Genomic DNA, 13,005 nt, shown 5'->3' with positions numbered 1-13,005 from the left:
TATATCGAGCACAGAAGCCCGTCCAAATTTGATCGGACGGGCTTCTTGGTGGGTATCATGGTTGGATGATCATGAGGAGGTTTCCCTACATGGAATTGTTTGAGCCAATTCTTCATTTCTTTGCACAACGATGGGTCCACAACATCATCTGGGCCGGTATCTTGGCCATCGGCACCGCCGTTGCCGCCAAAATCGCGTCCAAGACCCTGCACCACCTGCTTAACCGCGATGATAACCCGCTCCCAGCATCGAGCATCTTCATCAACATCACACGCGCCGTCATCTGGATGATCGGCGGCAGCTTTATCCTCGACAACTGTTTTGGCATTAATGCAAACGCCCTCGTCGCCGCTCTTGGCGTCGGCGGCATCGCCATCTCGCTCGGCTTTCAGGACACGCTGTCGAACCTTATCGGCGGTATGCAGGTGACCTTCATGGGCATCATCAAGCCCGGCGACAATATCGAGGTCGGCGGCGTGTCGGGCGTGGTCCAAGACATCACCTGGCGCCACACGACCATCGAGGATGCCTGCGGGCAGACCATCATTGTGCCCAACTCCAACATCTCCAAGAACACGCTCGTGCATCTGATGCCCTTTGGGCGCGTGGCCGTGCCCGTTGCCGTAAAGGACACGTCTAAGTGGGCCTCGCTGGACGCGCTGGCAGATGAGCTTACCGACGCCACCAAGGCCGCGGTGCTTCCCATCTCTGGCTTTGACAAGGAGCCGTACGTGCTCTTTAGCGAGATCGGCGACTTTGGCGTCAAGGGCAAAATCATCTTTATCGTCAGCGACGATAGCACCACCTTCAAGGCAACCGACGCCTGCATTCGTGCCATCGCCCCCATCATCGCCTAAACTACCACAAAGGGGACAGGCCCCTTTGTGGTAGTTTCGCATCGTGGTACCATGGTTCATATCGTTGTTTAAACGACTAAGGGAGTAGACACCATGGAAGAGGCCTATCGTCAAGCACGCAAGCGCGGCGAGCAGGGACGCCGTCGCGCCATCAGCCAAAGCGAGCACCCGTACCTTACGGACCTCGACAGCTTGGTTGCCCAGCTCCCCTTAGGTCAGCGAGAGAGCGTCGGCCTGCGGGATATTCCGCTCGAAATGGTCGTCGGCACGGTTACCAAGGGCCGTCAGTCTGCCTTTTCGTGCAACTTTATGCCCCTGTTGCCATTTAGCACCGAGTTCGCCCGCAAGTGGTCCAACCTCTACGACATCCAGGTGACCGAGGGCTATCGCGACCCCATCATCGTCACCGAGTTCATGCATCGGTTCTACGTCCAAGAGGGCAACAAGCGCGTCAGTGTCCTCAAATTCCTGGACGCCCCGACGGTTTCGGCCAAGGTCACCCGCCTCTATCCCGGAAAATGGGATTCCGTCGAAAGCCGCCTCTATGGCGAGTTCTGCGCGTTTTGGCGCGTCTGCCCCCTATACGAGATCGAGTTCTCGCGTGAGGGAAGCTACGAGACGCTCGCCAAGATGCTCGGTCAGAACCTTATCGAAAAATGGCCGCAGAAAAAGGTCGACTACCTGCGCCACACCTTCCTGCTCTTTAAGCGCGCCTACCTGCGCGCCGGCGGCGACCATCTGGACATTACGCCCGCCGACGCTATGCTCGTTTACCTCAACGTGTACAACCAAGACCGCTTGTTGGACACGCCGACGGATATCGTCGTAAACCGCCTGTGCAAGATTTGGCGCGAGTTGGTCATTGCCGGCAAAAGTGATGAGGAGAAGGTCGATCTTGTCGAGGCACCGAGTGTCGATGAGGAAGAGGCGCCCGCCAAGTCTACCTCCGGCGTGCTCAACTTCTTTATGGGCAAGACCGTCTACTCGGCGGCCAACCCTCTGCGCATCGCCTTTATCCATGAGTTCCCCTGTGCGACGTCGAGCTGGGACAGCCTGCACGACCAAGGGCGTCAGTATCTCGATGAGCATTTTGGCGGTATCGTGCGCACCGAGGCGTTCGAGGACTGTCACAATCCGGACGTGTTCTACGCCGCCGTGGAAACGGCTGTCAAACATGGAGCTAACGTCATCTTCTCGACCTCGCACCGCCTGATGGAATACACGCTCAGAGCTGCCGTTGAGTATCCACAGGTGCGGTTCCTTAACTGCTCTATCGGCCTTCCCCATCAAAGCGTCCGTTCGTACTTTGGCAAGATGTACGAGGCCAAGTTCCTCCTGGGCGCCCTTGCCGCCAGCATGGCGGACAACCACCGCATCGGCTACCACGCGTCGGTCTTCGCCTCGGGCGCGCTTAGCGAGATCAACGCCTTTGCGATTGGCGCCTCGCTGCTCGACCCCCGCGCGCAAATTATCCTGACCTGGGGCGATGTGCCCGCCGGAGGCCTTGCCGAGGCCATGTGCCGCGAAGGCGTGAGCGTCATGACCGGCGCTGACATGTCAAAGTCGCTCGTAGACCCTACGGCCTACGGACTCCACCGCCTGGTCGATGGCAAGGTCGTCGGCATCGCCATGCCGGTCTGGAACTGGGGCCGATACTACGAGCTTATCGTGCGAAGCCTGCTGCATGGCACCTGGGATGAGACCAGTGACGACAGCCAGGTTCGCGCCGTCAACTACTGGTATGGCATGAGCTCGGGCGTCATCGACATTCGCTACGCTCCGGGCCTGCCCTATCAGACGCGCAAACTGGTGCAGCTGCTCCGCAATGGCATCGTCGAGGGCTCCATCAATCCATTTGGCGGCGAGCTTCATAGCCAAGACGGCGTGGTGCAGATCGAGGGCTTTCCCCCGCTGCCGAGCGCGCAGATTGTCGAGATGAATTGGCTGGCGGACAACGTGGTAGGCACCATTCCGCAGCTCGACGATGAGCCGGGAGTTACCGCCCTATGAAGATCCTTGCCATAGCAGATACCGAAGAACGATGCCTTTGGGAGTGCTTTCGCAAGGAACGCTTTGAGGGAGTCGACCTGATTTTGTCCGCCGGCGATCTTGACCCGGACTATCTTGAGTTTTTGGTTACGGTCATCAACAAACCGCTCATCTACGTGCGCGGCAATCACGATGACCGCTACGCACGTCATGCACCGGGCGGATGTATCTGCGTGGAAGACAGCGTGTACACGTACCGAGGGATTCGCATAGCGGGCCTTGGCGGGTCCATGCGTTATCGCGACGGCGCCAACATGTACACCGAACGCGAGATGTCCAAGCGCATGCGCAAGCTGTCGCGTAAGGTTAGGATGGTCGGCGGGTGCGACATTCTGCTTACCCATGCACCCGCCGCCGGTATGGGTGATCTGGACGATCTGCCGCATCGAGGGTTTGAGTGCTTTAACACGGCGCTTGAGTCCTGGGGGGCCGACTACATGGTGCATGGGCATGTACACCAAAGCTACGGTTACGATTTTCAGCGCGAGCGGCAGCATGTGTGTGGAACGACGATCATCAACGCCTGCGGCTATACGCAGTTTGAGCTCGACCAGACGCGCTACCCCATCCGTGGCTGGCAGGCAGCCTGGCTCAATTCGCAAACCATGCGCCGCGAGCTCAAACGCCACGAGGCCATCGAGTCCTCGACCGCCAGAACCCCCTGGTAACCACCACAAAGGGAACACTGTCCCCTTTGTGGTGCTTTTGACGCGATAGCAAGAAACCCGGTCCTGCACGAGGCAGAACCGGGTTTCTTTAGCAATGCTTACTTTGCTCAGGCAGTAACTGTTAGTTACTCAGCCAGGAAGTCACGCTGGACAGCGGGATCGACCTTGACGCCAGGGCCCATGGTGGAAGACACGGAGATGGACTTGACGTACTTACCCTTAGCAGAAGAGGGCTTGACGCGCAGGATCTCGGTGTACAGGGCAGCGTAGTTCTCGACGAGCTGCTGCTCAGAGAAGGACTTCTTGCCCAGGGGCACGTGGCAGATGCCGTAACGGTCGGCGCGATACTCAACGCGGCCGGCCTTGAGCTCGGAGACCATCTTGGCGACGTCCATGGTCACAGTGCCGAGCTTGGGGTTCGGCATGAGGCCACGGGGACCAAGGATCTTACCGATGCGGCCAACCTTGGCCATCATGTTCGGCGTAGCGATAGCGGCGTCGAAGTTGATCTCGCCCTTCTGGATCTGGGCGACGAGCTCGTCGGAACCGATGATGTCGGCGCCGGCAGCCTCGGCCTCGCGGGCCTTCTCGCCCTCGGCGAAGACGGCAACACGAACGGTCTTGCCGGTGCCGTGGGGCAGGGAGATGGAACCACGGATGTTCTGGTCAGCCTTACGAGTATCGATGCCCAGACGGAAGTGGGCCTCGACGGTCTCGTCGAACTTGGCGGTGTCGAGCTCCTTGATGAGCTTGGCAGCCTGAAGGGGGGTGTAGAGCGTGGCGCGGTCGATCTTCTCGGCAGCGGCGTTATAGCTCTTACCATGCTTAGCCATGTGCATTACCTCCTGTGGTTAAACGGGCGTGAGCCCTCCCACATCGTATCGTGTGCCCTATTGCACACATTTAACGGGCGCCCCAGTCGGAGCACCCGTCATTACCTAAAGAAATCGCTACTCAGCGATGGTGACGCCCATGGAACGGGCGGTACCGGCGATGATCTTCTTGGCGGCGTCAATGTCGTTGGCATTGAGGTCCGGCATCTTGATCTCGGCGATCTTGGTGAGCTGCTCCTGGGAGAGCTGACCAACCTTGTCGGCCTGGGGCTTAGCGGAACCAGACTTGAGGTTCAGCTCCTTCTTGATGAGGTGAGCCGCCGGCGGGGTCTTGGTGATGAAGAAGAAGGACTTATCCTCGTAGACAGAGATCTCAACGGGGATGATGTCGCCCTTCTTGTCCTGCGTCTCGGCGTTAAAGGCCTGGCAGAACTGCATGATGTTCACGCCAGCAGCGCCCAGGGCGGGGCCGACGGGAGGAGCGGGGTTAGCTGCACCGGCAGGAATCTGGAGCTTAATGACGTTGGCAACCTTCTTCTCAGCCATGGTCATTCCTTTCGAATCACGAGTGTGAAGTACTTGCTATATCGTAAGCACGCACGTGTTAGAAGCACTCCTGAGATGAGCAGTCACAGAAGAAGCACGCTCGCGCGAACGGACGAAAACTTAAGCGATGACAGCGACCTGGTTAAAGTCGAGCTCGACCGGCGTCTCGCGGCCAAAGATCATCAGCGTGACCTTGAGCTTGCCAGCCTCGGTGTTAACCTCGGAGACCTTGCCATCAAAGTCGGTAAGCGGGCCATCGGTGACGCGGACGGACGTGCCGACCTGAATATCAACCGAGGTGCGCTTGGGCGAATCGCCCTTACCGGGACGACGAGTCATCTTGTTGTACTCGTCGCGGGAAAGCGGAGCGGGCTTGCCGTTGCCGCCCAGGAAACCGGTGACGCCAGGCGTGTTACGAACGCACGTCCAAGCATCGTCATCCATCTCCATGCGGACCAGGACATAACCAGGGAAGATCTTGGAATCCTTGGTCTCACGCTTGCCACCCTCTTTAATCTCGGTGACGCGCTCCATAGGAATCTCGATATCAAAGATACGGTCCTGCATGCCCATAGTCTCGATGCGATGCTCGAGATCGGACTTAACGCGGTTCTCGTATCCAGAGTAAGTGTGAACGACGTACCAACGCTTAGACATGGTTTAGCCCCTCAATCCAGAGAACAGAGCAAGAGCCTCGCCAAAGCCAGCATCGAGCAGAGCGATGACGACGCCGACGACGATCAGAGAAGCGCAAACGACGACCGAGTAGTTCACGAGCTCCTTCTTATCGGGCCACGTGACACGCTTCATCTCGGACTTCACCGAAGCGAAATACTTCTTGGTGCGGGCGAAGAAACCAGGCTTCTCGTTCTTCTTAGACTTCGCAGCCTTCTCGCTCTTCTTGGCAACGGCCTTCTTGGCCTCAACCTTGGAGTTGGCGGCAGCGTTGTTGGCAGGCGCCTGCTGCTGTGCCTTCTTCTTGTTCTTCTTGTTGGCCATTTGGGTTACCTCCGCGCAATGCGCTTATACATGAGTAAACCGTAAGCCCCCAAGTGGGAGCTTACGGAATAATGACTGGCACGCCAGGAAGGACTCGAACCCTCAACACTCGGTTTTGGAGACCGATGCTCTACCAATTGAACTACTGGCGTATATGACTAGAGACTAGCGAGTCTCTTTGTGCAGCGTGTGGTGACGGCACCAGGGGCAATACTTCTTGATCTCCATACGATCAGGCATGTTCGACTTGTTCTTGATGGTCGTATAGTTGCGGCGCTTGCACTCAGTGCACGCAAGAGTAACTAGAGTACGCATTTATCCTGAACCTTTCATTTCCGCCCCGTACGGGCACGAGTTGGTACTTTACCAGCTCTATGTAAGTGCTGTCAACGAAAACCTCGAGTCAATTGGTTCTCGGTGGATCCATTCATATTTGGAACACATCAATGAAGCCATCGAGAGCTAATCGACGGTGCGCCCAGGACCATTATCGATCCTCTCGACACCAGCAACGGCTCAATATCCATTGCAGAAAAGAACCCGGCACCCATATAAGTGCCGGGTTCTCTAAGTCAGCTATATCAAAGAGCTAATTTACTCAATGATCGTGGAGACGATGCCCGAACCGACGGTGTGGCCACCCTCGCGGATAGCGAAGCGCAGGCCCTCCTCCATGGCGATCGGGTGGATGAGGTCGCCCTCGATGGTGATGTGGTCACCAGGCATAGCCATCTCGGTGCCCTCGGGGAGCTTGACCGTACCGGTAACGTCGGTGGTACGGAAGTAGAACTGAGGACGATAACCATCGAAGAACGGGGTGTGACGGCCGCCCTCCTCCTTGGTCAGAACGTAGATCTCGCCGGTGAACTTGGTGTGCGGGGTAACCGAACCGGGCTTGCAGAGAACCTGGCCGCGCTCGATGTCCTCGCGCTTGATGCCGCGGAGCAGCAGACCGACGTTGTCTCCAGCCTCGCAGAAGTCCATGGACTTACGGAACATCTCGATACCGGTAACGACGGTGTTCTGGGTATCCTTGATGCCGACGATCTCGACGGGCTCGTTGAGCTTGAGCTCACCGCGCTCGACACGGCCGGTAGCAACAGTACCACGGCCGGAGATGGTCATAACGTCCTCAACGGCCATCAGGAACGGGAGGTCGTTGTTACGAGCAGGCGTCGGGATGTACTCGTCGACGGCGTTCATGAGCTCGCGGATAGCGTCCATCCACTTGGCGTCGCCCTCGAGAGCGCCCAGAGCGGAACCACGGATGACGGGGATGTCGTCGCCGGGGAAATCGTACTCGGAGAGGAGCTCACGGGTCTCCATCTCGACGAGGTCGATGAGCTCGTCATCGTCAACCATGTCGCACTTGTTCAGGAAGACGACGATGTAAGGAACGCCGACCTGACGGGCGAGCAGGATGTGCTCGCGGGTCTGAGCCATGGGGCCGTCGGTAGCGGCGATGACCAGGATAGCGCCGTCCATCTGAGCAGCACCGGAGATCATGTTCTTGACGTAGTCAGCGTGGCCCGGGCAGTCAACGTGAGCGTAGTGACGGGCAGCAGTCTCGTACTCGACGTGGGAGACAGAGATCGTAATGCCGCGCTCGCGCTCCTCGGGAGCCTTGTCGATGTTCTCGAACGCAGTGAAGTCAGCCTTGCAGCCCTCGGTCTCGGAGAGAACCTTGGTGATGGCAGCGGTCAGCGTGGTCTTGCCGTGGTCGACGTGACCAATGGTGCCGATGTTAACATGCGGCTTAGTGCGCTCAAACTTCTCTTTGGCCATAAAGCCCTCCTCTAAACAGGTCGTCCCCGGACGGGACTTTGCCTTTATACCATAGTGGCCTCTCAACATACTATTGAGAAGCCACCGTGTTACCTATGGTAGCGGTGACTGGATTCGAACCAGTGACGCCACGGGTATGAACCGTGTGCTCTAACCAACTGAGCTACACCGCCGGATGGAGCCTGCAACCAGACTTGAACTGGTGACCTCTTCGTTACCAACGAAGTGCTCTACCGACTGAGCTATACAGGCACTTGACGGGTGGGAGCTATAGGATTCGAACCTATGTAGGCAGAGCCAACGGGTTTACAGCCCGTCCCCATTAACCACTCGGGCAAACTCCCAATCGTTCAAGTATCCGCAGGTCCTTTGGTCTTTTGGACCGCCGCCCCCGCGAACGAAAAAGATAATACGATGCAACCTTGGGGGCTGTCAACGAAAACCTCTAGATACACGGCCCCGGGCGTATCTATAGCCCCGTGACCTGCGGTTTTGTTGAGTTTGGATATGAAGGACGCTGGATTTGCATGTAGCGGTAACATTTCCCGAGGGAACACTTTGTCGTAGTGGAGTACGCTGGCTGGAACGAACTTCGATAACGACTCATTTGCACCTATATATAGGTCGAGATCGGGCTTCCCTGGATCGATCGAGCGTGGATAATCTCCCGTTTGAAATCGAGCGTGGATAATCTCCCACTTTTGGTGTGCCCCCAAGGCCAAAGTGGCAGATTATCCACGCTCATTCTCCAGACGGGAGAACTATAGAGCCGCAACTACTCGGGCCAGGCCAAAGTAGACCCATAGAGCGGCTCACCCTTGGTGCAGGGGTAGCGACTCAAGTAACACGACGATAGCAAGTCGAAGAAATAAGTCATGGCATATTTCGAATAAACGCCGAGTCGGTCAATTCCGTTTCCCGCATTACCAAGACGATATATACGGTCAAAAGACCTCGATTTGTCATCGTTGCTAAACGCAGTAATTAGAATCTTCCTGCCCGAACGGCAATCAAGATACTCACGCGCCTGTGACGCAAATAGCCCGGAGACCGATACGAGAATTATCAATGACTGCGAAGCATCTCCCATGTTTTTCAATTCCGCGACGTTAGCCCCAGCAACTATGCGAACTATCTTGCCCGCATAAAACATTTCCTGCTGAAATCGTACGAGATTGGCGCTCACATTATTGGTGCACCAGATTTCAACGTTTTTATGGCCATCAATTTCGTCGGCAAGGTGCTTAATAGCAATATCGGACACGCCGCTTTCAACCTCAGCGAACATCTCGATCATGCGAACGTCGAGCTCTGCCCTGTACTCCTCGTAGCCAAATTCCTCCTCTCGATGGCTTAAGTCGCTTGGAAAGACTGATTGAGTAAATGATTCTTTCAAATCGCTAAGAGACTGGTAGCCCAATCGATTGCAGAAACGACGAACAGCGGAACGGGTCACGAATGCATCGCGGGTTATTGCGGCAACATTGATTTCGCTCGAACGCCTAATGTGAGCGACGAGATATCGAGCGATGGCGGCATCGTTTGACCCAAACTCGCTGTTGATGATGGAGCTAATGCGATTGAGCACATCGAAGTCATTGATATTCACGTGATCCCTCTTTCCGCTCTCCTCGAAATCATAGTTCATTTATTGAATCAAACAGCTTTGGTCGTTCTCCTATGATTCAAATCAGTTGACGTCATCTTAATCGTAATTCCGCCACACGTATCCACCGTGTTGAATGATGGAAAGGGGATTCATGGGCAACGTGAACAACATGCCGTTTCTCTGGGGTTCCGCCACGGCGTCTTATCAGTGCGAGGGTGCCTGGAACGAAGACGGCAAAGGCCTTGGCGAGTGGGATTTCTTTAGCCACACAAGCAATAAGAACATCAACCATGTTGACGGTGATGTATCTTGCGACTTCTACCATCGCTATGAAGAAGATATCCGCATGATGAAAGAAGGCGGACAAAACACCTATCGCTTCTCTCTTTCATGGAGTCGAATCATCCCCACGGGTATCGGCGAAGTGAATGAAGAGGGTATCGATTTTTATAATCGGGTCATTGATTGCTGCCTCGAAAATGGCATAGAGCCCAACGTTACGCTGTTCCATTACGATCTGCCATTCACGCTTGCTTGCAAAGGCGGATGGCTGAACAATGACATGGCAGAGTGGTTCTGCAAATACGCCAAGATTTGCTTTGAGCGCTTTGGAGACCGCGTCAAAATCTGGGCTACCGTTAACGAGCCGCATTTCTACAGCTACTGCGTAAACATGTTGGGCAACTATCCCCCCAATCGATCGCTCGACGTTCAGTCGTACATGCAGTTTCAGTACAACCTGATGCGCGCAAGCGCACTCGCAGTCCGAACATATCGTCAAATGGGCTACGACGGCATCATCGGCGCCGTCCACGATGGCGGCGTTGTCGAACTCGACCCGGCAACCGAGCACCCTGATGACGTATTTCGATACGCAGACTTTTTCGCCAATCGCATGATTCTGGCACCAGCGCTTCAGGGTCAACTGCCGCCAGAAATGGACGAAATCCTTGAAAAACTTGGCGTCTCGCTCTATCGATCCCCAAATGACGTAGAAGAATTCAGAGACGGTAAAGTCGATTTTATTGGACTCAACGTGTATTGCCGAGAGTATGTAACCGACTGGCACGGTGGAGAGCTTGCCGTTTCGGCGAACAATAAGGGCGGTTCGAGCAAAAAGGTCGAAGGAAAATGCATTGCGCCCTTGTTTGAAAGCGCCCGCGACAGCAATGTTCCCCGCAATAAATGGGGCCGCGAAATACTCCCAGGTTGCATGTATTCAACCATCATGGATGTCCACGAGCGCTATGACGCGCCCCGCATCTTTATTACGGAAAACGGACATGGCGCCTATGAGCAACCAGACGCAGACGGAATGATCCACGATGATGACCGCATCGAGCTTCTGGGCCAGTTCATCGAGCACATGATGAGGGCTAAGCGCGACGGCGCGCGCGTTGAGGGCTACTACCTCTGGTCGACGATGGATCTGTATAGCTGGATCAACGGCTACGAAAAACGATACGGACTTGTCCATATCGACTTCGAGAACAATCTGGAGCGCACCCCCAAAAAGAGCTGGTATTGGTACCGAGACCTTATCTCGAAGTATCAGGAGCAGGAAGGTTAGGAGAAAGAGATGAAATATCAGGCAATGTCCGAAACAGTCCTAAAGGCTGTTGGCGGCAAAGAGAACATTACATCGGTAACTCATTGTGCGACGCGCCTTCGCATCGACGCACGAGACACCTCGATCATCGATCTCCAGCTCGCCAAATCGGCCGATCAGGCGCTCGGGGCAGTAGTCAGCGGTGGCCAGCTTCAGGTGATCATCGGCCCCAACGTCACCGAGGCTTACAACGACTTCCTCGACTTCGCGGGAATCGAAGTCGGCGGTGGCACGGTTGCCGACGATGCCCAAACCGCCAAAGACCTTGCAGAAGGCATTAAAAGCGGTAACACCGCCATGGGCTTGATTGAGAAATTCGGGAACGTCTCTGCACAGGTATTCATGCCCATCGTCCCGGCGCTCATCGTTGGCGGACTCATTCTTTCGATCAAGAATCTCCTGGTCAATTATTGCGGATTGAGCACCGATAGCGGAACCGCCCAGGTCCTGTTGGCGATCTTTAGCGCTTCGTTTAGCTTCTTACCCGTTTATCTTGGTTATCAGCTCGCGGCCGTCATGAAGATGCAGCCCATCATGGGCGCATTGCTGGGCGCGATCATGATCAGCTCGTCCATTAGCGGTGCCGAGGGTCTCGACTTTCTTGGTATTCCCATCCCGACGAACGACTATTCGAGTACGGTAGTGCCCATCGTACTGGGCGTTGTATTCATGTACTTTGTCGACCGCGGCCTTCAGAAGATTATTCCCGACGTTACCAAACTGTTCTTGAAGCCGCTGCTCACCATGATCATCGTCGTGCCCGTCGAGCTTATTATCCTTGGCCCCGCCGGCAGCATGATGGGCTACGCGCTGAGCGATGCCGTCACGTGGCTTATGGACAACGTGGCATTTATCGCTACTCCGATCCTGGCAGCCCTTAACCCCTATTTCGTCATGCTCGGTCTCGATAAGGCTTACATCGCAATCGAAGTTACGAGCCTGGCGCAGCTCGGTTGGGCACCCATTATCTTTGGATTCATCTCGAACCTCTGCATTGGCGGCACGAGCCTCGCCCTGGCAACTGCCATGAAGGGAAACAAAGAGAAGAGGGGTATGGTCACCACGGTTGCCGTCACCGCACTCTGTGGCGTAACCGAGCCCGCGTTCTACGGTTGCCTCATCGAGCGTCCCCGCCTGCTTGTCGGCACGGCAATCGGCGCGCTCTGCGCTGGACTCCCTGCAGGCATCTTTGTTCTGAAAGAGTATGTTGCGGGAGCATGCCCCGGCCTTCTTTCGGCACTCATCTTTATCGCTCCCGATGGGTCCATGGGTAACTTCGTGCTGGCATGCGTTGTCGCCATCATCGCCATCGTCGTCTCCTTCATCGCTGCACGCGTGATCATCAAGAAGAACCCCAGCTATATTGAGTAGATGCCCGCTGTTTGCATTGGGGACATCCTCGGCAGACCATTAGCAAGAACCCAAGAAGTTCCTTAGGAGCTCGATTAATCCATTCGGATTCCTGAGGCAGAAACGGCCCCGATTCCACAATGAAATCGGGGCCGTTGTTTCTAAAGCCGTCGATAGACAATCGGTGTTTACCTTAGCTCCCTATCCAAGTTAATTATCCACGCTCGTTCTCCGGTCGGGAGATTTTCTTCGCTCGCGTATCCAGAAATCCACGCTCGAGCAGGACATCCAGATCCGCGCCCGCCCTTGTCTCGATCTGCAACAGCAAGAGGCCTATTCCGCTTCTACATGTTACAGATCAAGATATTCCTAAAACACCCTAAGTTTCATCTCAATCTGTAACAGTTAGATGCCGAATATCGGTCTTGGTGTTACAGATTTAGACAAACTGGAGGACGAGACAAACCAAAAACGGGATGGGCGCTAACCCGATGGCGCACCACCTAAATAGAAACGGGCTCTGTCCCATATAGAGACAGAGCCCGAAACTCTCATGGAGCCAGTGACAGGAATCGAACCTGCAACCCACTGATTACAAATCAGTTGCGCTACCGTTGCGCCACACTGGCACACTTGGCGCTTTCGCGCGAAGCCTGTTAAGGATAAAGGAATTGAGGATGGGGCGCAACAGGCCCTTCGA

General features: G+C 55.6%; 12 protein-coding genes and 5 tRNA genes. 5 read left to right on the top strand and 12 right to left on the bottom strand.

What is annotated here, in order from left to right:
* Positions 1 to 89: 89 nt before the first annotated feature.
* From AAAT03_RS07590 to AAAT03_RS07580, 3 genes are all read left to right on the top strand, one after another.
* Complete coding sequence (locus AAAT03_RS07590) at positions 90 to 857, top strand: mechanosensitive ion channel domain-containing protein (RefSeq protein ID WP_349103016.1); 768 nt, start codon at positions 90 to 92, stop codon at positions 855 to 857.
* Positions 858 to 950: 93 nt separating this feature from the next.
* Positions 951 to 2,867, top strand: coding sequence for a BMP family ABC transporter substrate-binding protein (locus tag AAAT03_RS07585; RefSeq protein WP_349103015.1), 1,917 nt, complete (start codon positions 951 to 953; stop codon positions 2,865 to 2,867).
* A complete protein-coding gene (locus AAAT03_RS07580; RefSeq protein ID WP_117563789.1) occupies positions 2,864 to 3,574 on the top strand; it encodes a metallophosphoesterase in 711 nt (236 codons plus the stop codon). Before AAAT03_RS07585 ends, AAAT03_RS07580 begins: the two co-directional genes overlap by 4 nt.
* Positions 3,575 to 3,699: 125 nt before the next feature.
* On the opposite strand, the gene rplA is transcribed toward AAAT03_RS07580, so the two are convergent.
* The 11 genes from rplA to AAAT03_RS07525 form a co-directional block, all read right to left on the bottom strand.
* Positions 3,700 to 4,407: a 50S ribosomal protein L1 gene (gene rplA / locus AAAT03_RS07575; protein WP_022093892.1), complete on the bottom strand. Its 708-nt coding sequence runs from the start codon at positions 4,405 to 4,407 to the stop codon at positions 3,700 to 3,702.
* Between the two features lie 117 nt (positions 4,408 to 4,524).
* The gene (gene rplK / locus AAAT03_RS07570) at positions 4,525 to 4,953 is read right to left on the bottom strand and encodes a 50S ribosomal protein L11 (protein WP_349103014.1); all 429 of its coding nucleotides are present in this window, start codon (positions 4,951 to 4,953) and stop codon (positions 4,525 to 4,527) included.
* A gap of 120 nt (positions 4,954 to 5,073) precedes the next feature.
* Positions 5,074 to 5,610: a transcription termination/antitermination protein NusG gene (nusG, locus tag AAAT03_RS07565; protein ID WP_006234984.1), complete on the bottom strand. Its 537-nt coding sequence runs from the start codon at positions 5,608 to 5,610 to the stop codon at positions 5,074 to 5,076.
* Between the two features lie 3 nt (positions 5,611 to 5,613).
* The gene (gene secE / locus AAAT03_RS07560; RefSeq protein WP_089572519.1) at positions 5,614 to 5,952 is read right to left on the bottom strand and encodes a preprotein translocase subunit SecE; all 339 of its coding nucleotides are present in this window, start codon (positions 5,950 to 5,952) and stop codon (positions 5,614 to 5,616) included.
* A gap of 76 nt (positions 5,953 to 6,028) precedes the next feature.
* Positions 6,029 to 6,104, bottom strand: a tRNA-Trp gene (locus AAAT03_RS07555).
* Between the two features lie 13 nt (positions 6,105 to 6,117).
* Complete coding sequence (rpmG, locus tag AAAT03_RS07550; protein WP_349103013.1) at positions 6,118 to 6,267, bottom strand: 50S ribosomal protein L33; 150 nt, start codon at positions 6,265 to 6,267, stop codon at positions 6,118 to 6,120.
* Between the two features lie 279 nt (positions 6,268 to 6,546).
* On the bottom strand, positions 6,547 to 7,737 hold the full coding sequence (tuf, locus tag AAAT03_RS07545) for an elongation factor Tu (RefSeq protein WP_117563790.1): 1,191 nt from the start codon (positions 7,735 to 7,737) through the stop codon (positions 6,547 to 6,549).
* A 96-nt stretch (positions 7,738 to 7,833) separates the two neighbouring features.
* A tRNA-Met gene (locus tag AAAT03_RS07540) sits at positions 7,834 to 7,910 on the bottom strand.
* Between the two features lie 3 nt (positions 7,911 to 7,913).
* Positions 7,914 to 7,989, bottom strand: a tRNA-Thr gene (locus AAAT03_RS07535).
* Positions 7,990 to 7,999: 10 nt separating this feature from the next.
* Positions 8,000 to 8,081, bottom strand: a tRNA-Tyr gene (locus AAAT03_RS07530).
* 431 nt (positions 8,082 to 8,512) lie between these two features.
* On the bottom strand, positions 8,513 to 9,346 hold the full coding sequence (locus AAAT03_RS07525; RefSeq protein ID WP_164473278.1) for a MurR/RpiR family transcriptional regulator: 834 nt from the start codon (positions 9,344 to 9,346) through the stop codon (positions 8,513 to 8,515).
* Between the two features lie 151 nt (positions 9,347 to 9,497).
* Here AAAT03_RS07525 and AAAT03_RS07520 point away from each other — a divergent pair, with 151 nt between their 5' ends.
* Complete coding sequence (locus AAAT03_RS07520; protein ID WP_117635377.1) at positions 9,498 to 10,916, top strand: glycoside hydrolase family 1 protein; 1,419 nt, start codon at positions 9,498 to 9,500, stop codon at positions 10,914 to 10,916.
* 9 nt (positions 10,917 to 10,925) lie between these two features.
* Positions 10,926 to 12,326: a PTS transporter subunit EIIC gene (locus AAAT03_RS07515; RefSeq protein ID WP_117646058.1), complete on the top strand. Its 1,401-nt coding sequence runs from the start codon at positions 10,926 to 10,928 to the stop codon at positions 12,324 to 12,326.
* A gap of 533 nt (positions 12,327 to 12,859) precedes the next feature.
* Here the strand turns inward: AAAT03_RS07515 and AAAT03_RS07510 are convergent.
* Positions 12,860 to 12,934 (bottom strand) — tRNA-Thr (locus AAAT03_RS07510).
* Between the last annotated feature and the right edge of the window lie 71 nt (positions 12,935 to 13,005).

The sequence above is a fragment of the Collinsella sp. CLA-AA-H167 genome (assembly GCF_040095305.1).
Taxonomy (GTDB): Bacteria; Actinomycetota; Coriobacteriia; order Coriobacteriales; family Coriobacteriaceae; genus Collinsella.
The sequence above is the reverse complement of the archived record's forward strand: the minus strand, read 5'-3'. Positions and strand labels throughout refer to the sequence as shown.

Bases quoted from the DNA above. Each gene is read 5' to 3' on its own strand.
- AAAT03_RS07590 (WP_349103016.1), top strand. From the start codon at position 90: ATGGAATTGTTTGAGCCAATTCTTCATTTCTTTGCACAACGATGGGTC.
- AAAT03_RS07585 (WP_349103015.1), top strand. From the start codon at position 951: ATGGAAGAGGCCTATCGTCAAGCACGCAAGCGCGGCGAGCAGGGACGC.
- AAAT03_RS07580 (WP_117563789.1), top strand. From the start codon at position 2,864: ATGAAGATCCTTGCCATAGCAGATACCGAAGAACGATGCCTTTGGGAG.
- rplA (WP_022093892.1), bottom strand. From the start codon at position 4,407: ATGGCTAAGCATGGTAAGAGCTATAACGCCGCTGCCGAGAAGATCGAC.
- rplK (WP_349103014.1), bottom strand. From the start codon at position 4,953: ATGGCTGAGAAGAAGGTTGCCAACGTCATTAAGCTCCAGATTCCTGCC.
- nusG (WP_006234984.1), bottom strand. From the start codon at position 5,610: ATGTCTAAGCGTTGGTACGTCGTTCACACTTACTCTGGATACGAGAAC.
- secE (WP_089572519.1), bottom strand. From the start codon at position 5,952: ATGGCCAACAAGAAGAACAAGAAGAAGGCACAGCAGCAGGCGCCTGCC.
- rpmG (WP_349103013.1), bottom strand. From the start codon at position 6,267: ATGCGTACTCTAGTTACTCTTGCGTGCACTGAGTGCAAGCGCCGCAAC.
- tuf (WP_117563790.1), bottom strand. From the start codon at position 7,737: ATGGCCAAAGAGAAGTTTGAGCGCACTAAGCCGCATGTTAACATCGGC.
- AAAT03_RS07520 (WP_117635377.1), top strand. From the start codon at position 9,498: ATGGGCAACGTGAACAACATGCCGTTTCTCTGGGGTTCCGCCACGGCG.
- AAAT03_RS07515 (WP_117646058.1), top strand. From the start codon at position 10,926: ATGAAATATCAGGCAATGTCCGAAACAGTCCTAAAGGCTGTTGGCGGC.